The sequence below is a fragment of the Albidovulum denitrificans genome (assembly GCF_002973535.1).
GTDB classification, from domain to species: Bacteria; Pseudomonadota; Alphaproteobacteria; order Rhodobacterales; family Rhodobacteraceae; genus Albidovulum; species Albidovulum denitrificans.
The window spans coordinates 295,833-315,425 of sequence record NZ_PVEP01000002.1 but is presented as its reverse complement, the minus strand read 5'-3'; the positions used below and the strand labels follow the sequence as shown (position 1 = coordinate 315,425).

The following is a 19,593-nucleotide window of genomic DNA, read 5'->3' as shown; positions in this document are numbered from 1 at the left end:
TGCCCTTGGACTTGACGCAATGACCGGCTGGGTGGGGCAGGCGCGCGGGTTGGGCGCACTGGACGCAGAGGCGCGCGCGGCGCTTGACCGGCTGGCGCCCATGGCCCTGCCGCGCGGCGCGCCGCTGTTCCATCCGGGCGACACCGCCAAGGGCTTCGTGATCGTGCTGGCGGGGCGGGTGGAGGTCTTCCTGACCGGGTCGTCGGGCCGCGACATCCTGCTTTACGCGGTCGAACCCGGCGGTACCTGCATCCAGACGACGCTGGGCCTTCTGGGCGGCGAGGAGTATTCGGGTGAGGCGGTGACGGCCAGCGAGTGCCGCGTTGTCCTGATCCCGAAGGGGGAGTTCCTGACCCTCATGGACCGCTCCGCCCCGTTCCGCGCCTTTGTCTTTTCAGCCTTCGCGCAACGGATGCAGGGCATGATGCATGTCCTTGAACGGGTTGCCTTTCAGCGCGTCGAAAGCCGTCTTGCCGCCGCCCTTCTCGACCGCGCCGAAGCGGGCCGGGTCGCGGCCACGCATCAGGACCTCGCCACCGCCATCGGCTCGGCCCGAGAGGTGATTTCCCGCCGGTTGGAGGCCTTCGCGCGCGCGGGCTGGGTCACGACCGAACGCGGGGCGGTGACGCTGACCGACATGTCCGCGCTGCGACGGCTGGCCGCGGCGGCAGAGTAATGTGACTCCGTCACAGACATTCGCGGCGGCAGGGTTCATTCTTGGCTGGCAGGCGGGGCGCCATCGCCCTGCCCTTCAGACAGGAGAGAGAGCATGTTCAAGACCAATGTTGGCGGCATCGACCGCGTGCTGCGGATCGTCGTCGGCCTTGCGCTGATCGCGTGGTGGTATTTCGCGCCCGGCATGGGCCTGCGCTGGCTGCCGCTGGTGCTGGGCATCGTCGCGCTTGGGACCGGCCTCATGTCCACCTGCCCGCTATATTCCCTGATCGGGCTGAACACCTGCCCGATGAAGAAAAGCTGACCGGCCCAGGCATCGCGGCCCTTCCCCTTTTTCGGAACCATCCGCTTGGTTGCGGGTTCGTGTCAGGGTAGAAGGAACGCGCGATGATGAGACTGGTACTGATCTTCGCCCTGTCGGCCGCACCGCTGGCAGGGCCTGCTCTGGCCGACAATTGCCGGATCGACCGGACGACGCGGAAGTGTATCTTCGTGCCGCTGTCGCAACGCACGCCGCCCGACTTCACCGTGGGGGATGAGTTTCCGGTCTACGATCATTCCATGATCATGAATATCGACCGCTACGGGCTTGATCCCGTGGACGGGCCGTGGCGCTATTACATGTCGGGACCGGACATCTACCGGGTCTCCACCAAGGGCTACAAGGTGCTTGAGGTGATCCGAAACCCGCCCCGGCGGTGACGGGTCACTCCGCCGCCACCCGGCGCGGTTTCAGCATCGGGGCAAGGTAGCGGCCGGTATGGCTTGCCTCGACCTTCGCCACGTCTTCGGGCGTGCCGGTCGCCACGATCCGCCCGCCGCCATCGCCACCCTCGGGCCCTATGTCGATCAGCCAGTCGGCGGTCTTGATGACGTCAAGGTTGTGTTCGATGACCACGACCGTATTGCCCTGCTCCACCAGCTCGTGCAGTACCTCTAGCAGTTTTCGAACATCTTCGAAATGCAAACCGGTCGTAGGCTCATCCAGAATGTACAAAGTCCGACCTGTGGACCTGCGCGACAGTTCCTTGGACAGCTTCACCCGCTGCGCCTCGCCGCCCGACAGGGTCGTCGCCTGCTGGCCGACCTTGATATAGCCAAGGCCGACCTTCACCAGCGCGTCCATCTTTTCGCGGATCGCGGGAACGGCCGAGAAGAAGCCCTGCGCATCCTCAACGGTCATGTCCAGCACATCGGCGATGGACTTGCCCTTGAAGGTGATCTCAAGCGTCTCACGGTTATAGCGGTGGCCCTTGCAGGTTTCGCAGGTGACATAGACATCGGGCAGAAAGTGCATCTCGATCTTGATGACGCCGTCGCCCTGGCAGGCCTCGCACCGGCCGCCCTTGACGTTGAAGGAAAACCGCCCCGGCGCATAGCCACGCGCCTTGGCCTCGGGCAGACCGGCGAACCAGTCACGAATGGGCGTGAAGGCGCCGGTATAGGTCGCGGGGTTACTGCGCGGGGTGCGACCGATGGGACGCTGGTCGATGTCGATCACCTTGTCGAGATGTTCGAACCCCTTGATCGTCTCACAGGGCGCGGGGGTTTCCCGCGCGCCGTTCAGGCGCAGGGCGGCGTTCTTGTAAAGCGTCTCGATCGTCAGGGTGGACTTGCCGCCGCCCGACACGCCGGTGACGCAGACGAACTTGCCCAGCGGGAACTCCGCCGTCATGTCCTTCAGGTTGTTGCCCGTGGCCTTCACGACGGTCAGCTTCTTGCCATTGCCGTCGCGCCGGTGGCGCGGCACCGCGATTTCGCGCGCGCCGGACAGGTATTGCCCGGTGAGTGAGGCGGCATCGGTGGCGATCTCCTCCGGCGTGCCGTGGCTGACGACCTGCCCGCCATGGACGCCCGCGCCGGGGCCGATGTCGAAAACGTAATCCGCCTCGCGGATCGCCTCTTCGTCATGTTCGACCACCAGCACGGTATTGCCCTGATCGCGCAGGTTTTTCAGCGTGCCGAGCAGCCGGTCATTGTCGCGCTGATGGAGCCCGATAGAGGGTTCGTCGAGAACGTAAAGCACCCCCGTCAGGCCCGACCCGATCTGGCTTGCCAACCGGATCCGCTGGCTTTCGCCGCCCGACAACGTCCCGGCATTCCGCGACAGGGTCAGGTATTCAAGGCCGACATTGTTCAGGAAACCCAACCTTTCACGGATCTCCTTCAGGATCAGCCGCGCGATTTCGTTCTTCTGCCTGGTCAGCTTCGCGGGGACGGTGTCGATCCAGTCATAGGCCTCCTTGATCGACATCTGCACCACCTGGCCGACATGCAGGCCCGCGATCTTCACCGCCAGCGCCTCGGGCCGCAGGCGATAGCCTTCGCAGACATGGCAGGGGCGGTTGTTCTGGAACCGTTCCATCTCTTCCCGGCTCCAGGCGCTGTCGGTTTCGCGGTAGCGGCGTTCCATGTTGGGGATCACGCCCTCGAACGTGCGGCTGATCTCATAGACGCGGCCGCCCTCGTCGAAGCGGAACTTGATCTCCTCCTCGCCCGATCCGCGCAGGAACAGGTTTTGCACCTTCTCCGGCAGGTCCTTCCACGGCTTGCGGGCGTCGAAGCCGTAATGCTTGGCCAGCGAGTCGATGGTTTGCAGGAAATAGGGGGTTTTCGATTTCGACCAGGCCGCGATGGCGCCATCCTTCAGCTTCAGCGTCACGTCCGGCACGATCAGCCGTTCGTCGAAGAACAGCTCCACCCCAAGGCCGTCGCATTTCGGGCAGGCACCGAAGGGGGCGTTGAAGGAAAACAGCCTCGGCTCGATCTCGGGTATGGTGAAGCCACTGACGGGACAGGCGAAATTCTCGCTGAAGGTGATGCGGTCGGGGTCGCCCTCGGTCGGCGCGGTTTCAAGCACCGCGATCCCGTCGGCGAGGTTCAGCGCGGTGCGGAAACTGTCGGCCAGCCGTGTTTCAAGCCCCTCGCGCACGACGATGCGGTCGACCACCACGTCGATGTCATGGCGGTATTTCTTGTCGAGCGTGGGCGGTTCCTCAAGATCGTAAAACTGCCCGTCCACCTTGACGCGCTGAAAGCCCTGCTTGCGCCATTCCAGGAATTCCTTGCGGTATTCGCCCTTGCGGTCGCGGATCACGGGGGCGAGCAGATAGCCGCGCCCCCCCTCCTCCATCGCCATGACGGCATCGACCATGTCCTGCACCTGCTGCGCCTCGATCGGCTTGCCGGTGGCGGGGGAATAGGGCGTGCCGACGCGGGCGAAGAGAAGGCGGAGGTAATCGTAGATTTCGGTGACGGTGCCGACGGTGGAGCGCGGGTTCTTCGACGTCGTCTTCTGCTCGATGGAAATCGCGGGCGACAGGCCGGTGATGTGGTCCACGTCCGGCTTGCCCATCATGTCAAGGAACTGCCGCGCATAGGCCGACAGGCTTTCGACATAGCGCCGCTGCCCTTCCGCATAGATCGTGTCGAAGGCGAGGCTGGACTTGCCCGAGCCGGACAGCCCGGTGATGACCGTCAACTGGTCGCGCGGAATATCCACGTCGATGGACTTGAGGTTATGCTCGCGCGCACCGCGCACCTCGATGAACTTCTGCTCGGCCATGAACGCCCCCGGGGATCAGAAATTAACAGATAGTGCATGGGCGATGAGTCTCCAACCTCAAATCGAGAACAATAGCGGAACATTTTCACCCTCTGTTCCGGTTCAGCCCATCTCTGCGGCATCAGGACGCTATACAAATTCACTCTTTTGAATTTAACTGCCCGGCAGCACTTGAATCACCCCGGCCCGCGCGCCAGATCATCGGCGCAACCCGCAACGAAAGGCGCCCTCCATGCTTTCCTTCCTCCGCCCCGGCGGCAGTTCCGTGTCCCGCATCGCCGCGAAGGACGCCATCGCGCGTGCCGCAAGGGGGGAGCTTCTGGTGATCGACATCCGCGAGGGGAGCGAGATTGCCGCCTCGGGCAAGGCCAAGGGGGCGCTCCATGTGCCGCTGGCCGCGTTCAGGATGCGCTGCGATCCGTCCAGCCCCGAATGCCTTGCCGAACTGTCGCTGGAAAAGCCGGTCGCGCTTTACTGCGCTTCGGGCGCGCGCAGCCAGATGGCCGCGCAGATGATGGCGCAGATGGGCTACAAGGAGGTCTATAACCTCGGCGGGCTTTACGACTGGCACGCGGCGGGCGGCGAGATCACGCGCTGATCCGCGCCCGGCGTCGCGCCAGCCAGGCATGGGTGGCGATGCCGCCAAGGCACAGCGGCAGGCCGAACCACAGCACCGCGGGCAGCCCCCAAAGATCGGTCATGCGCAACAGGACCGGCGTCCCCAACGTGGTGCCGACATTGCCCAGTTGCGCGATGGCGCCCGCCGCCTCGGCCCGCGCGGCGCCGGTCTGGTTCAGTTCCGAAATCGCCGCGAAACTGCCCCCCTGCACAAGGCCCAGCGCGCCCGACACCGCCATGACCGAGATCAGCGCCAGCAGCCCCGCCCCACCGCTCAGCGTGAAGGCGATCAGCGCCAGCGCCCCGGCGGCAAGGCCGATCTGGACCGTCTCCACCGCGCCCAGCCGCCGGGTCAGCGGCACGCCGACGGCCAGCGACACGACGATGGAGGCCAAGGGCATCACCGTCGCCGTCAGATAGCGCCATTCGGGCGCGATCACATCGGGCAAGAGCGTGAGGAAAGCCACGAACATCAGCGTGTAGAAGACAAAGCCCAGCGCCGGGGCGGCGATCCGGGGGGAGGCATAGATGCGCCGATGCGCCTCGATCACGCCCGCCCGTGCGATGGTATTGGCGGGCGGCGGCGCGCTTGCGGGCAGCATGCGCCACAAGACGCCACCGGCCAGCGCCATCAACCCGGCATGGGTGACGAAAAACGCCGCCGGGCCGTGCGCCAGAACCAGCGGACGGCCGAGGAAGGCCGCCAGCGAAAAGGCCACGGCGAAGAAGGTGGACCAAAGCGTCATCGCCGCAGGTTGGTCTTCGGGCCCGGCGGTGGCCGCGATCAAGACGGGCGCGGCGACGACGATGGCAAGATGGCTCATCCCTTCCAGCGCGCGCAGGGCGATCATCACCGGCAAGGGCGGCATCAGGCTTTCGACCAGCGACAGCACCGCGCCTGCCGCAAGCGCCGCCAAGAGCATCCGGCGCGGGCCGATGCGGGCGACCGCGATCCCCGCCGAGGTGCCAAAGACGATGCCGACAAAGCCCACGACCGAAACGACAAGGCCCAGCCAGATCCCCGCCCCCGGCCAGACCGGGCGCAACAGGTCAAAGATCACGCCGATCTTGGCGAACTGGCCCGCCGCCGTCAGCCCGGCAAACCACAGCGCGGCGATGAGGGGCCAGTTGGTGCGTTCCACCTGCCCCCCGCCCGCCGGTCAGAAGTGGATCGCGCGCCCGTAGGCGTCGAGCACGGATTCGTGCATCATTTCCGACAGCGTCGGGTGCGGGAAGACCGTCTCCATCAACTCCGCTTCCGTCGTCTCAAGCGTGCGACCGACGACATAGCCCTGGATCAGTTCGGTCACCTCCGCGCCGACCATATGGGCGCCAAGCAGCTCGCCGGTTTTCGCGTCGAAGACGGTCTTGACCAGACCTTCGGGTTCGCCCAGCGCAATCGCCTTGCCGTTGCCGATGAAGGGGAAGCGGCCGACCTTGACCTCATACCCCGCCTCTTTCGCCTTGGCCTCGGTCAGGCCGACACTGGCCACCTGCGGGTGGCAATAGGTGCAGCCGGCGATGGAGTTCGGCTTGATCGGATGCGGGTGCCCGCCCGCGATCAGTTCGGCGACCATGACGCCTTCGTGGCTTGCCTTGTGGGCAAGCCAGGGCGCGCCCGCGATGTCGCCGATGGCGTAAAGCCCGTCCACCCCGGTGCGGCAGAATTCATCCGTCACCACATGGGTGCGGTCGATCTTCACGCCCAAGGCTTCCAGCCCGAGGTTTTCGACATTGCCGACGATGCCGACGGCGGAAATCACCGTGTCGAACTCCATCGTCTCGGTCTTGCCGCCCGCCTCGATATGGGCGGTCACCTTACCCTTCGCGCGGTCCAGCTTCTTGACCGTGGATTTCTCCATGATCTTCATGCCCTGCTTGACGAATTGCTTCTTCGCAAAGGCAGAGATTTCGGCATCCTCGACCGGCAGCACACGGTCCATAACCTCGACCACGGTCGTATCGGCGCCGAGCGTGTTGAAGAAGCTCGCAAATTCGATGCCGATGGCGCCCGACCCGATGACCAGAAGGTTTTTCGGCATCCGCTTGGCTTGCAGCGCGTGCTTGTAGGTCCAGACCAGATCGCCGTCGGCCTCAAGCCCCGGCAGTTCCCGCGCCCGTGCGCCGGTCGCCAGCACCATGGCCTTGGCGGTCAGTTCTTCCGTCCCCTTGTCGGTCTTGACGGACACCACCCCCTTTTTCGGCAGCGTCGCCTCGCCCATGAAGACGGTGATCTTGTTCTTCTTCATCAGGTGGCCGATGCCGCCCGACAGTTGTTTGGCCACCCCGCGCGAGCGTTGGACGACGGCGTCAAGGTCATAGCCGATGCCGTCGGCCTTCAGCCCGAATTCCTTGGCCCGGTGCATCAGGTGAAAGACCTCGGCGGACCGCAGAAGCGCCTTCGTCGGAATGCAGCCCCAGTTCAGGCAGATGCCGCCCAGATGCTCGCGCTCGACGATCGCGACGTTCAGGCCCAGTTGCGCGCCCCGGATCGCGGCGACATAGCCACCCGGCCCGGCGCCGATCACGATCATGTCGAAGGTCTTGGCAGCCATGTCTTCCCTCCCTGAGAAAAAGTAGTTTGGCCTTAAACTATTTCCAAAACCGGCGCAACGCGGGCCACGCCGTAGCGCCATGCAGCCAGCGCATGGCGCGTCAATCCGCCTGTTTCAGGTCTTCCACGATGGCGCCATAGCCGCCCTTCTCAAGAAACGTGACCTCTTCCGGCGTCGATTGCCGCCCCAAGGCGGCGTTGCGAAAGGGAAAGCGGCCATAGCGGCGGATCACTTCGGCATGGGCGCGGGCGTGAAGGCCGAATTCCGCGCCGTGTTCGGGCATCTTCTGTGTCATCAGGTCGATGGAACGGTCCTGATCCGCCATATCCTCGGAATGCTCAAACGGCATGTAGAAGAAGACACGCTGCGGTTCAGGGATCGCCATGTCCCAACCGTGGTCGATGGCCACCTGCGCCCCGGCCCGCGCGCGGGCGTCGGTCGCGAAGGACCGGGGATCGCCCCGGAACATGTTGCGCGGGAACTGGTCGGTCAGGATCATGTAGGCCAGCGATCCGCGCGGACCGTTCAGCCAGAAGTCCCGCTCGCCCCGCTCCGCCGCCTCCCAGGCGGGCAGGAAGCGGGCGCGGATTTCGGCGTCGACCTCATCCACGGCGGTGTACCAGCCGCCCTCGCCCACCTCATGCAGCCAGAACTCGATGATGGCTTCCGGTTCGGACATGGCCTCCCTCCCCTTGCTCACGCTGTTAGCGCCAGCTTTGCAGGATGCCGCCCGGAATGCCAGCCCCTATGGCGTGGGCGTCCCGGTCTCGTCCGAATGCTCCTGCCCGGCCTCCATCGCCGCCTCGACCGCAAGGGCCGCAGAGGTGGGCGAAATCGGCGTGTAGCTTGCCGTCTGGTCGGCCAGGGTGACGCGGCGGCGCGTCATCCGCCAGGCGGCATAGCCCGCCAGCGCGAGGAACAGCACCCCCATCAGCAGGAAGTAACCCGACGGCCCCATCTGCTCCATCACCCAGCCGGTGATGACCGGGCCAGAGATCGCGCCAAGCCCGTTGATGAACAAAAGCCCGGCCGAGGCAGCCGCCATGTCCGAGAGGTCAAGAAAGTCGTTCGTATAGGCGACCAGCAGCGAATAAAGCGGGTTGGAAACGCCGCCCATCAGAAGTGCTATCACCAGAAGGCTGGTGAAATTCAGGCTGAACACCACAGGCAGCAGCATCGCCACCCCGCCGATGGCAGAAAGCCACAAGACCAGCTGCCGCCGCCCCAGCAGGTCCGAGGCCCAGCCGATCGGGTATTGGAACACAAGGCCGCCGACATAGATCGCGGCCACGAAGATCGAAATCTGCCTGATCGTCAGCCCTTCCGCCGTCCCCCAGACCGCCGACATGCCGAACTGCGCCGAGAAGACGCCCCCCAGCAGGAACATGCCGACGCAGCCGAGCGGCGAGGCGCGGTAGAGGGCCGCGAAGCTTAGCCGCTTCGTGGTCTCGAAGGCGGGCGCCGGGCTGACCGACAGCAGGATCGGCGTGAAGGCGATGGAGACGAGGACCGAGGGGATGACGAAAAGGATATAGCCCGACGGATCGCCGAAGTTCAAAAGTGCCTGCGCCGCGATGATCCCCGCCATCTGCATGATCATGTAAAGCGACAGCGCCTGGCCGCGCGTTTCATTCGTGGCGGAATTGTTCAGCCAGCTTTCGGCGGTGATGTAGACGCCGGAGAAGGAAAACCCGATCAGGACCCGCATCGCCGCCCAGGCGATCCAGTCGGGTGCGGCGGCATACATGATGAGAACGGCCGAGATCATCGACCCCAGCGCCGCGAAGACCCGGACATGGCCGACCCGCCGGATCATCTCGGGCGCCATGCGGCTGCCGATCAGGAAACCGGCAAAATAGGCCGACATGACATAGGACATCTGCGCGGTCGAAAACCCCTCGATCCCGCCCCGGATGCCCAGAAGCGTCCCCTGCATGCCGTTGCCCAGCATGAGAAGCATGATGCCCAGAAGCAAAGCCCAGGAATTGCGCAGCACGGTCAGCATGGGTCGGGGTCTTTCGTTCGCGTTTCGGGATGGTGGCAGAAAATGACGTGAAAGTCAGGCTTCGCGCCGACTTTCGGTACCTTCGTCGCGGCGTGATGGCAGAAGAAGAGAGGCATCGCCATAGGAAAAGAAGCGATAGCCGGAGGCGACGGCATGGGCATAGACGCGCCGCATCCGCCCCACCCCCATCAGCGCGGAAACCAGCATCAGGAGCGTGGATTTCGGCAGGTGAAAGTTGGTCATCAGCCCGTCGGTGACCCGAAAGCGATAGCCGGGATAGATGAAGATGTCGGTGGCACCGCGCCAGGGCCGCATCTGCCCATCCTCCCCCGCCGCGCTTTCGATCAGGCGAAGGGCTGTGGTCCCGACCGGGATCACGCGGCCCCCGGCGGCGCGGGTGGCGTTGATCTCGGCCGCGGCACTTTCCGTCACCTCGCCCCATTCGGCATGCATCCGGTGGGTCGTCACATCCTCCACCTTCACCGGCAGGAAGGTGCCTGCGCCGACATGGAGCGTCACTTCGGTGAAAGCCACGCCCTTATCTCGCAGCGCGGCCAGCAGATCATCGTCGAAATGCAGGGACGCGGTGGGCGCGGCGACGGCACCGGCATGGCGGGCGAAGACGGTCTGGTAATCGTCGCGGTCCTGCGCGTCGGGGGCGCGGAGTGCGGCGATATAGGGCGGCAGCGGCATGTCGCCCGCCTTGGCCAGCGCGGCGTCGAAAGCCGCCCCCTCAAGGTTGAAGACCAGCGCCGCCTGCCCGTCCGCGATCCCTGCCACGCGGGCGGACAGGCCGCCGGCAAAGGCGATCTCCTCCCCCTCTTTCAGCTTCCGCAGGGGTTTGACCAGCGCCGCCCAGCCACCTTGCGCGCGCGGCTCGGTCAGCGTGACCTCGATCTTCGCCACCGCCTCGCCCTGCGGCGTCATGCGGCGGCGCAGGCCCTGAAGGCGGGCCGGGATCACGCGGGTGTTGTTCAGGACCAGCCGGTCACCGGGGCCGAGCAGGTCCACCAGATCGCGCACATGCAGGTCGCGCATCCCGTCCCCCTCGGCCAGCAACAGCCGCGCGGCGCTGCGCGGGCGCGCGGGCCGGGTGGCGATCAGCCCCTCGGGCAGGTCGAAATCGAAGTCGCTCAGCTTCATGGCGGGTCGGTCACTCTGGCAGTTTCGGCGGCTCGGCGCGGAACAGGTCGCGGAATACACCGGGTGTCAGGATCGACAAGGGGTTGACGCTGATATCCGGCGCCGCCGTCGTCCCGGTCAGTTTATAATTGAAGCCGAAAAGGCCCTCGCGCCGCTTGGAAAAGATCTTGCCGATGCCGTTGAGGACATAGATGGGGGAGATCGTCCCCTCCATGTCGATCCGGTCATTGGCGAACTGATAGACCCCGGCGGCGGAAATGCCCATCGACGGCCCGACGGCCGAGGCGCGCCGCAGTTCGACCGCGCCGGGGGTCAGCAGGAAATCGCCCGAAGCGTCGGTGAAGAAGATGCCCTGCCCGTCAAGCTGGGTCAGCAGCCCGACGACCGATATGGCATCGAGAAGCGCGGCCAGCGTCGGCGCATCGGTGACGCGGAAATCCTTGAGGACAAGCCTGCCGGTATAGCTGTCGGCCTTCGCCGCCGGGTCGAGGCGCAGGGCGGCGGTGCCGCCATTGGCGCGGCTGAAGAGCCCGGCGGAGCGGAGCGCCCCCCCGGCATCGGCGGCGCGGACGCGAATGGCGGCGCGTCCACCGGCGCCCGGCTCCACCGTGCCGGTGACCTCGGCCCCGTCATTCAGCCGCGCGGCGAAGCGACCCGAAAAGCCGCCCTTGGTGCCAAAGGCGCCCTGAAACCGCGTCAGCGCGATGCCCGAGGACACCCGTAGCCGGTCAAGCGCGACGGTGATCGGCGCATCGCTGCCCTTGCCGCCGCCCCCGAAGCTTGCCTTGCGCATGTCGAGGGTTCCGCCCGCGATCTCCACCCCGACCGTGCGGCCCTTGCCGCGCCCGCGCAGCACGACCGCGCCATCGAACCAGTCCTTCATCCGCGCCTTGGGGAAGGTGGCGGCGTCAAACCCGCCGTCTTTCGTCAGCACCACCTTGCCATCGACCGCCAGCCCCGCCGCCGCGAGGCTGAGCTTGTCGATCGTCGCGGGCTGCCCCAGCGCGCCGGAGACATGCAACTCCCCCTTCGCGCCCTGCCCCTTTGTCCAGCCGATTTCGGGGATCGACAGGGCCAAGCCCGACAGGTCGGAATTCAGGTCAAAGGTCGTCGCCTTGTCCTTGGCAAGGTGCAGGTCGATCCTGCCCCAGCCGGTCCCCGTCACGGCACCGTCCGGCAGGCCGATGGCAAAGGCCTTCAGCGCGCGGGGCGACAGTTCCACCTTGCCGGTGACGCGGCTTTTGCCCTTCGCCTCCGGCCCGAAATCCTGCCGCCAGGTCACATCGACCGGCACCCCGTCAAAGGTCCCCGGCCCGCCGATGGTCAGCCCTGTCGGATCGGCCGTCACCTTCAGCGCCCCGGCGGTGACGCGCCTGCCCGGCACGATCTTGTCCGAGCGCACATCGCTCAGCATGCCCTCGACCGAATAGGCGATGTCCTCGGGCATCAGCTGTTCCACCAGCCGCAGCGACAGGTTGGTGGTCACGTCCGCCCGCCCCTCGGCCAGATCGGTCCCCTGCCCGGCCTTTTTCAGAAACTCGAACGGCGGCTGGTCCAGCAGGGACAGCGCCGCGTTGATGGTGCTTTTCGTGCGCAGCGTGACATTCGCCTCTGCCGGAACGACGCGCAGGTCGGGAATCTGCATGACCGAACCGGACATGTCGATCCCGCCGCCGCCCGGCGCCGTCACATGGCCGCTGTCCACCACCAGCGTATAGGCATTGTCGATGATCGTGGCATAGCCCGCCCCGTCGCGGATCGGCGGCAGGGTGCGGATCACGGTCACATCGGTCGCGCGGTATTCGTAGCTCAGCGCAAAGCGCGGCTCCTCTCCTTGGGTGACGCGGATACCGGCGACGACGTTGAACAACTCGCTGGTGGCCACGTTCTCGTGCAGCCATTCGCGGGTCTTCGGCACCACGCCAACGGGCCAAAGCGCCAGCAGCCGGTCGCTTTCGATGGCGTCGACCGTGGCGTCAAAGGCGCTTTGCCAGCCCTGCGGGGCGGCCGTGAACTCCCCCTTCGCGGAAATCCGGTGGTCGCCGTCCACCAGCACAAGCTGGCCCAGCGTCAGGGTAAAGGGGTTCAGCAGGATGCGGAAATCGACCGCACCCTCGGTCAGGCTGACCGGGTTCTCGAACAGCCCCTCGGGGTCGGCCTTGAAATCGCTGATGGCGATCTGGCCGACCAGCGCATTCGGCACCCCTTCGGTGATGTCCTTCAGCCAGGCATTCGCCGTCGCCTTCACCCGCAGAGCCGGGCCGTCGACCTCGATGTCGCGAAACCGGATTTCCTGCGCGGCCGGATAGTATGTCATCGCCAGATTGACCCCGTCGAAGCCCACCGGCCGCGTCGTCTCGTTCGGTTGCAGCGCGCCCTTGCCGATCTTCAGCGTCGCGTTCAGCGGCTGGATCTGGCCCTTGTCATCGACCGAGGACCAGAACGCGCCGGAAATCGTTGCGTCAAGCGGCGAAAGCCAGGCCAGCGCCGGGGACTGCGCCGCCAGATCGCGCGAGGACACGTCGCGCACATCGGCCGACAGCGTGGCCGCGTGACTGCCCTTGGCCGAGATCAGGTTGACCGAGGCGCGCGCCGGGGTTCCGCCGCCTTCGGAGACGGAAACCGCCACATTGACCGTCACGCTGTCCGCCGTCTGGTTCATCCGCAGCCAGCTTCCGTCCGCGCGCCAGCGCTTGCCCGCGCGGCGGTCGGTGAAGGCGATCGACAGGTCGTCGATCTCGATCGTGTCGATGTCGCGCAGGACCGGCAGGGTGAAGGCGCGGTCGAAGGCGTCGGCGGCGGCGACCGGGTCGATGGCGGGCGTTGGCTCCTCCGTGGCGCCCCCCTCGCCAAGGGAAAAGTCAAGCGTGCCGTCCACGTTCCGCGTCAGCGCGATCTCCGCCCCGGTGATGCTGATCGTGCGGGGCTGCAAGCGGCCATGCAGGACCGCGCCACCATCAAGCGTACTGCGGACCGAGGGCAGCCGCGCGATCCGCTGGCCCTTGCGGCTGAAGAGGTCGACCTCCGTCATCCGCACATGCGGCACGAAATTCTCATCGACGAAAAGTTCCAGCCCGCCGACCTTCGCGCGCCCCTCGCCCTTCAGGACGTCGTTCGCCCGCGCCTCGACCCGCGCCACGACCCAGGCGGGCGCAGGCAGCACCCGTTCGGTCAGGCCGAGAAGAAGGATAAGCCCGCCGATGAAGATCACAAGCGCCAGCCCGATGGCCCAGACATGGACGCGCTTGTGGACCGGCTTGCGCCGGACCGCCTTGCCCGCATCCCGTTCTTCGTCCATCGCCGGTATGACCGCCCTGCCCGCGCCCGCGCTTTTTGCTTGGGCTTCCCTTTAAACTTCCGCCACAGCGATTAAAACATAAAGCGTCCGACACCGGCAAAGGATCGCTGCCATGCCCAGCCAAGGCGACAAGGCCCCCGAATTCACCCTGCCCCGTGACGGCGGGGGTGAGGTTTCGCTGACCGGCCTCTTCCCGAAGAAGGTCGTTCTTTATTTCTATCCCAAGGACGACACCCCCGGCTGCACGACCGAGGCGCTGGATTTCACCCGTCTGGCCGATGAATTCGCAGGTGCCGGGACCGTCGTCGTCGGCATCTCGAAGGACAGCGTCAAGGCGCATGACAGGTTCTGCAAGAAGCACGGGCTTGGCATCATCCTCGGCTCGGACGAGGACGGGCAGGTCTGCGAGGATTACGGCGTCTGGGTGGAAAAGAACATGTATGGCCGCACCTATATGGGGATCGAGCGGACCACCTTCCTGATCGACGCCACCGGCACCATCGCCCGCGTCTGGCCAAAGGTGAAGGTCAACGGCCACGCCGATCAGGTGCTGGACGCGGCGCGCGCGTTGTGACCGGGGTCACGCTGGCGGAGCTGGCGGTTGAGGTGCTGACAACCGCCGACGGGCGCGAAAAGACCGCGATCTCGCACCGCAATGCCGCGCGCTGGCGCGAGGCGCGGGCGGCGGGCGCGCCGCTGGCCATCGGGGCGGCGCCCCCGCCGCCGCGTCCCGCCCGGCCCGCGCGGCCTGACCTGCTGCCGCCCCGCGACGTGCCGCGCCGCCGCCCCGGATCGCCGCACGGGCGGATCGCGCTTCTTCACGCGCTGGCGCATATCGAGCTGAACGCGGTGGACCTGCACTGGGACATCATCGCGCGCTTCACCGATGTGCCGATGCCGCCCGGATTCTATGACGACTGGGTCAAGTCGGCGGATGAGGAATCCAAGCATTTCAACCTGCTCTGCGATTGTCTTGAGGCGATGGGAAGCCATTACGGCGCCCTTCCCGCCCATGCCGGGATGTGGCGCGCGGCCGAGGATACGGCCGAAGACCTGATGGGCCGCCTCGCCGTCGTGCCGATGGTGCTTGAGGCGCGCGGGCTGGACGTCACGCCGGGCATGATCGAGATCTTCGACAAGGCCGGAGAGGGGGCGGCGACGGCGGCGCTCCGCACGATCTATGCCGAAGAGGTCGGCCATGTCGCCTATGGGGTGAAGTGGTTCAACTGGCTTTGCGGGCGCGACGGGCTGGACCCGAAGGACGAATTCCACGCCCTTGTGCGGCGCTACTTCCGTGGCGCGCTGAAACCGCCCTTCAACGAGGAAAAGCGCGCCGAGGCGGGCCTGCCGCCCGACTTCTACTGGCCGCTCGCCGATGAGGTCGAAGGCGCCGCCGGGACGGCCGCGTTTCGCTAATCCCCCACGGTTCAAAATCCCCTCCAAGCCCCGGAAAGATCGGCGGAATCCCGCCGATATGGGCCGGGTTCCGCCACCCCGAAGGGGTGTCCGGCCAAAGAGCTTGCCCGACCCGGACCCGGTTGCTAAGCCCGAAACCGGAGGAAGCTTGGGGAAGTCGCTCCTCCGCCTGATGGTTCTTTTACGAACGGGGATGGGCTTGCCTAAACGTCTTTTGGGCCGTTTGAACACGGCATTGGAGCGCCGCCTGCCGGAACAGCGTCTGTTCCTGCGCTCGGACACCGAAACCCGGTTCATTCGCCTGAAACCGACGACGCAGGCCGTGGCGCTGGCGGGCACCTCGATCGTGCTGGCCTGGTCCATCGTCGCCACCGCCATTCTTCTGATGGATTCGATCGGCTCGGGCGGCGCGCGCGAACAGGCGCGGCGCGAACAGGCGATGTATGAAAACCGTCTCGATTCCCTGTCGCGCGAACGCGACCAGCGGGCCGAGGAGGCGACCGCCGCGCAGGAACGTTTCGCGCTGGCGCTGGAACAGGTTTCGGACATGCAGTCGCGGCTGCTGGCCTCGGAAGAACGCCGGAAGGAGCTTGAGACCGGCATCGGCGTGATCCAGACGACGCTGCGCCGCACCATGACCGAACGCGATTCGGCCCGCGCGCAATCGGCCGAACTGACCGCGCAACTGACCGGCACCGGGACCGAGCTTGCCAAGGGCGGCACCTCGGCCGAGGACGTCTCCGAAACGCTCGATTTCCTGACTGCGGCGCTTGGCCGCACCGCGGGCGAACGCGACGAGATGGCAAAGACCGCCTTTGATGCCGTCGCCGCCGCCGATGAGATCGCCTATGAGAAGAAGCTTCTCGAAGAGCGGCATGACGAGATCTTCACCCAGCTGGAAGAGGCGGTCACCGTCTCCATGGCGCCGCTCGACAAGATGTTCACCTCGGCCGGGCTCGACCCCGACGACCTTCTCGCGCAGGTCAAGCGCGGCTATTCCGGCCAGGGCGGCCCGCTTGGCCCGCTGATGCCGCCGGTGATGAACGGCGACGACCCCGACAGCGGCCGTGCGGCCAAGATCCTTGAGGGTCTGGACCGCATGAACCTGTATCGCCTTGCGGTGGAAAAGGCCCCCTTCGCGATGCCGGTGAAGTCGTCCTTCCGCTACTCCTCGGGCTTTGGACGCCGCTGGGGCCGGATGCATGAAGGCATCGACATGGCGGGCGCCTCCGGCACGCCGATCTATTCGACCGGCGACGGTACGGTCGTTTATGCCGGATGGCAGAACGGCTATGGCAACCTGATCCGTATCAAGCACGATTTCGGCCTCGAAACGCGCTACGGTCACCTTTCCAAGATCCGCGTGAGCGTCGGCCAAAAGGTCTCGCGCGGGGACAGGATCGGTGATATGGGAAATACCGGCCGGTCCACCGGGCCGCATCTGCACTATGAGGTGCGCACCAATGGATCGGCTGTCAATCCGATGACCTTTATCAAGGCGGCGAACAATGTTTTCTAAAAGCAGGATCAACGAACCGGGTCCGAAATCCGGCGCTGAGACCGATCACAGCAAGGCGGACACCCCCGCCACGGCGAAGCCTGCCTTCGACTATCCGGTGACCACGACCAAGCCGAAGCCGGGGGCCTCGGTGCTGTCCTCGGACCTCACGATCACCGGCAACGTGAAGACGTCCGGCGACATCCAGATCGAGGGCGTCGTCGATGGTGACATCCGCGCCCATATGCTCACGGTCGGCGAAAGCGCCACCATCAAGGGTGAGATCGTGGCAGACGACATCGTCGTCAACGGCCGCGTGATCGGCCGGGTGCGGGGCCTGAAGGTCCGCCTGACCTCGACCGCGCGGGTCGAAGGCGACATCATCCACAAGACGATCGCGATCGAATCCGGCGCCCATTTCGAAGGCTCCGTGCAGCGCCAGGATGATCCGCTTGCGGGCAACGCGCCCAAGCAGATCCCGGCGGCCCCCGCCGCGCAGTAAGCCGCGGCAAAGAATACGAAAAAAAGGGCGCCCCTGGTCGGGCGCCCTTTCTGCATTAAAGGCCGTCCCCCTACCCCAGAAGCTTGCGGTACATGTGCCAGGTGGCGTGGCCCAAGACCGGCATCACCACGAAAAGCCCCAGGAAGACCGGCAGCATCGCCAGGAACAGAAGCACCGCGATCACCAGCCCCCAGACGATCATCACGCCGATATTCTCAAGCACCGACCTGACGCTGAGGATCATGGCCGAGACGAAATCGACCTCGCGGTCCAGAAGCAGCGGCAGCCCCGCCACGGTGACGGAAAACAGCACCCCCGCAAAGCCCGCCCCGATGAGAGAACCGACCAGAAGCATGACCGGGCCGTTGCCTTCGAAGATCAGGCCAATCGAGGAGGTGACATTGGTCATCGCCGACAGGCCCATGAAGAGGGCAAAGATCGTGTGGGCGACAAAGACCCAGAACATGAAGAGAAGCAGCACCACCATCGCCATTGACGGGATCTGCCGGTCCTTCTGGGCGAAGACGACGCCCAGCACCTCGGACCAGACCAGGGGCTTGCCCTGTTCCAGCCTGCGGCTGACCTCGTAAAGCCCGACCGCCGCGAAGGGCGCGAGGATCGGGAAGCCGACGATCACCGGCATCAGCCACCATTCCTGCCCCGCCGCCGCAAAGACGAGGTAGAGGATCACCCCGCCCGCGACGTAAAAGGCGCTGAAGAACAACCCGAAGGCCGGGGCGCGCAGGAAATCGCGCCACCCGGCCGCCAGCACGGCCGGAATGTCGGACATGGAAACCTCCTGCACCTCTGGCAGGGTATCGGACACGGCCTGAATCTCTGTCATTTCTCCTCCTCCCTCGCGCGCAAGGGAAGGCTAGGATGACGGGCGGGCGTCGCGCAAGATCTTTGCGCGGGGAACGGGTCAGGAGGCCGCCTTGGCCGGGAATTTCGGCGCGTGAAGCCCGCGCGCGCGGGCCGTGCGTATATCGGCCAGAAGGTCGCGCTTGGCCGCCGCGAACAGCTCATCAAGGTCGTGGATGACGAAATAGACCGGCTGAAGGATGTCGATCCGGTAGGGCGTGCGCAGCATGTCGATCACGTCGAAGGGGCGGCGTTCGGGGGTGTCATCCGTCACCGCCCATTGCAGTTCCGCGATGGAGGAGGCGAGACCGGAGCCGAGGCCCTTTCGCGCCCCCGCCTCGACCGTCAGGCCGAACTCGATGGAGAACCAGTAAAGCCGGATCAGCCAGGCGCAATCCTCTGCCGCCGCCCGCACGCCCGCCTTGCCGATGGCCTCGCTGAAGGCGGCAAAGCGCGGGTCGGTCAGAAGGGGCGTGTGGCCGAAGATCTCATGAAAGATGTCCGGTTCCTCGATGTAATCGAAATGCTTGCGCTTGCGGATGAAGGAGGCGGCCGGGAAGGTCCGTTCCGCCAGCATCGCGAAGAAGCGGCCGAAGGGGATCAGCGCCGGGACCGGCGCCACCCGCCAGCCGGTCGCCTCGGTCAACTTGCGCGAGACATCGACGCATTGCGGCACCCGGTCGCGCGGCAGGTCAAGCTTGGTCAGCCCGTCAAGATAGGGTTTCGACATATGCCGCCGCACCTCGGGCAGTTGCCGCGCCACGAGGTCGCGCCAGACCGCGTCATCGTCGGCATCATAGGGGATGCGGCCGGTCTGATCCGGCAGGCGGGCCTCATATTCGGTGGATTTGGGCATGGGATACCCCTCCGCGCCTGTGTTCTGGTAAAATTGTACCGCAGAGGGGCGGAATTTCATTTCTATCGCGGGCGAGATTGGCGCATGATGGGAACCACATACCTAAAATGTCCAAAACAGAGAAACCCCATGCCCCATATCCCTCTGGATGAGTCGGACCGCAGGCTTTTGCGGCAGCTTCAGCGCGACGCCCGCATCTCTACCCAGGACCTTGCCGAGGCCGCGGGCATGTCCACCTCCCCCGCCTGGCGCCGGGTCAAGCGGCTGGAGGAGGCGGGGATCATCACCGGCCATGTGGCGCTGCTGGATGCCCGCGCGCTGGGGCTGCGTGCCTCGGCCTATATCCATGTCTCGCTGACCGAACACACCGCCGACACGGTCGCCCGCTTCGACAGCTTCGTTCAGGGGCAGGACCGGGTGCTGGAATGCGCCCGCGTCACCGGCAGCGCGGATTACCTGATCCGCGTCGTCGCGCGGGATGCCGAGGATCTTGAGGATTTCCTGATGCACAGCCTGCTGGCGACCGGCATCGTGCGATCCACCGCCACCAGCTTTGTCCTGCGCCAGATCAAGGCGACGACGGAACTGCCGCTGGGATAGC

At 65.9% G+C, this 19,593-nt stretch carries 18 protein-coding genes; 9 read left to right on the top strand and 9 right to left on the bottom strand.

Annotated elements, in window-relative coordinates; translation table 11 throughout:
* Positions 1-19 precede the first annotated feature (19 nt).
* From LX70_RS07265 to LX70_RS07255, 3 genes are all read left to right on the top strand, one after another.
* Complete coding sequence (locus tag LX70_RS07265; RefSeq protein ID WP_105513890.1) at positions 20-676, top strand: Crp/Fnr family transcriptional regulator; 657 nt, start codon at positions 20-22, stop codon at positions 674-676.
* A gap of 93 nt (positions 677-769) precedes the next feature.
* Entirely contained in the window at positions 770-979 is a 210-nt protein-coding gene (locus LX70_RS07260; RefSeq protein ID WP_105513889.1) for a YgaP family membrane protein, read from the top strand.
* Positions 980-1,062: 83 nt separating this feature from the next.
* On the top strand, positions 1,063-1,377 hold the full coding sequence (locus LX70_RS07255; RefSeq protein WP_105513888.1) for a hypothetical protein: 315 nt from the start codon (positions 1,063-1,065) through the stop codon (positions 1,375-1,377).
* A 4-nt stretch (positions 1,378-1,381) separates the two neighbouring features.
* On the opposite strand, the gene uvrA is transcribed toward LX70_RS07255, so the two are convergent.
* Positions 1,382-4,240 carry an excinuclease ABC subunit UvrA gene (uvrA, locus tag LX70_RS07250; protein WP_105513887.1) on the bottom strand — a complete coding sequence of 953 codons (2,859 nt, stop codon included), beginning with the start codon at positions 4,238-4,240 and terminating at the stop codon, positions 1,382-1,384.
* 232 nt (positions 4,241-4,472) lie between these two features.
* Between uvrA and LX70_RS07245 the strand changes: the two genes are divergently transcribed.
* The gene (locus tag LX70_RS07245) at positions 4,473-4,838 is read left to right on the top strand and encodes a rhodanese-like domain-containing protein (protein WP_105513886.1); all 366 of its coding nucleotides are present in this window, start codon (positions 4,473-4,475) and stop codon (positions 4,836-4,838) included.
* Here LX70_RS07245 and LX70_RS07240 read toward each other — a convergent pair.
* The 6 genes from LX70_RS07240 to LX70_RS07215 all read right to left on the bottom strand — a co-directional run bounded on the left by LX70_RS07240 (position 4,828) and on the right by LX70_RS07215 (position 13,859).
* Positions 4,828-6,000 (bottom strand): MFS transporter, encoded by a 1,173-nt coding sequence (locus LX70_RS07240; RefSeq protein ID WP_105513885.1) that lies wholly within the window; start codon positions 5,998-6,000, stop codon positions 4,828-4,830. The two genes, LX70_RS07245 and LX70_RS07240, sit on opposite strands and share 11 nt — an antisense overlap.
* A gap of 18 nt (positions 6,001-6,018) precedes the next feature.
* Positions 6,019-7,413 (bottom strand): dihydrolipoyl dehydrogenase, encoded by a 1,395-nt coding sequence (gene lpdA / locus LX70_RS07235; RefSeq protein ID WP_105513884.1) that lies wholly within the window; start codon positions 7,411-7,413, stop codon positions 6,019-6,021.
* A 100-nt stretch (positions 7,414-7,513) separates the two neighbouring features.
* The gene (locus LX70_RS07230) at positions 7,514-8,092 is read right to left on the bottom strand and encodes a DUF924 family protein (RefSeq protein ID WP_105513883.1); all 579 of its coding nucleotides are present in this window, start codon (positions 8,090-8,092) and stop codon (positions 7,514-7,516) included.
* 66 nt (positions 8,093-8,158) lie between these two features.
* The gene (locus LX70_RS07225; RefSeq protein ID WP_105513882.1) at positions 8,159-9,418 is read right to left on the bottom strand and encodes an MFS transporter; all 1,260 of its coding nucleotides are present in this window, start codon (positions 9,416-9,418) and stop codon (positions 8,159-8,161) included.
* A gap of 54 nt (positions 9,419-9,472) precedes the next feature.
* The gene (gene queA, locus LX70_RS07220) at positions 9,473-10,561 is read right to left on the bottom strand and encodes a tRNA preQ1(34) S-adenosylmethionine ribosyltransferase-isomerase QueA (protein ID WP_105513881.1); all 1,089 of its coding nucleotides are present in this window, start codon (positions 10,559-10,561) and stop codon (positions 9,473-9,475) included.
* A 10-nt stretch (positions 10,562-10,571) separates the two neighbouring features.
* Positions 10,572-13,859, bottom strand: coding sequence for an AsmA-like C-terminal region-containing protein (locus LX70_RS07215; protein WP_105513880.1), 3,288 nt, complete (start codon positions 13,857-13,859; stop codon positions 10,572-10,574).
* 112 nt (positions 13,860-13,971) lie between these two features.
* Here LX70_RS07215 and bcp point away from each other — a divergent pair, with 112 nt between their 5' ends.
* The 4 genes from bcp (at position 13,972) to LX70_RS07195 (ending at position 17,275) form a co-directional block, all read left to right on the top strand.
* Positions 13,972-14,433 carry a thioredoxin-dependent thiol peroxidase gene (gene bcp, locus LX70_RS07210; protein ID WP_105513879.1) on the top strand — a complete coding sequence of 154 codons (462 nt, stop codon included), beginning with the start codon at positions 13,972-13,974 and terminating at the stop codon, positions 14,431-14,433.
* Positions 14,430-15,275, top strand: coding sequence for a ferritin-like domain-containing protein (locus tag LX70_RS07205; RefSeq protein ID WP_105513878.1), 846 nt, complete (start codon positions 14,430-14,432; stop codon positions 15,273-15,275). The genes bcp and LX70_RS07205 overlap by 4 nt, the downstream gene beginning before the upstream one ends.
* 199 nt (positions 15,276-15,474) lie before the next feature.
* Positions 15,475-16,794, top strand: a complete 1,320-nt coding sequence (locus LX70_RS07200) for a M23 family metallopeptidase (RefSeq protein WP_245884979.1) — start codon at positions 15,475-15,477, stop codon at positions 16,792-16,794.
* Positions 16,784-17,275, top strand: a complete 492-nt coding sequence (locus LX70_RS07195) for a bactofilin family protein (RefSeq protein WP_105513876.1) — start codon at positions 16,784-16,786, stop codon at positions 17,273-17,275. Before LX70_RS07200 ends, LX70_RS07195 begins: the two co-directional genes overlap by 11 nt.
* 70 nt (positions 17,276-17,345) lie before the next feature.
* On the opposite strand, the gene LX70_RS07190 is transcribed toward LX70_RS07195, so the two are convergent.
* Positions 17,346-18,119, bottom strand: a complete 774-nt coding sequence (locus LX70_RS07190; protein ID WP_105513875.1) for a DUF2189 domain-containing protein — start codon at positions 18,117-18,119, stop codon at positions 17,346-17,348.
* Positions 18,120-18,197: 78 nt separating this feature from the next.
* Positions 18,198-18,992, bottom strand: a complete 795-nt coding sequence (gene phhA, locus LX70_RS07185; protein ID WP_105513874.1) for a phenylalanine 4-monooxygenase — start codon at positions 18,990-18,992, stop codon at positions 18,198-18,200.
* A gap of 129 nt (positions 18,993-19,121) precedes the next feature.
* Here phhA and LX70_RS07180 point away from each other — a divergent pair, with 129 nt between their 5' ends.
* Positions 19,122-19,592 carry an Lrp/AsnC family transcriptional regulator gene (locus tag LX70_RS07180; protein ID WP_245884978.1) on the top strand — a complete coding sequence of 157 codons (471 nt, stop codon included), beginning with the start codon at positions 19,122-19,124 and terminating at the stop codon, positions 19,590-19,592.
* Position 19,593 lies beyond the last annotated feature (1 nt).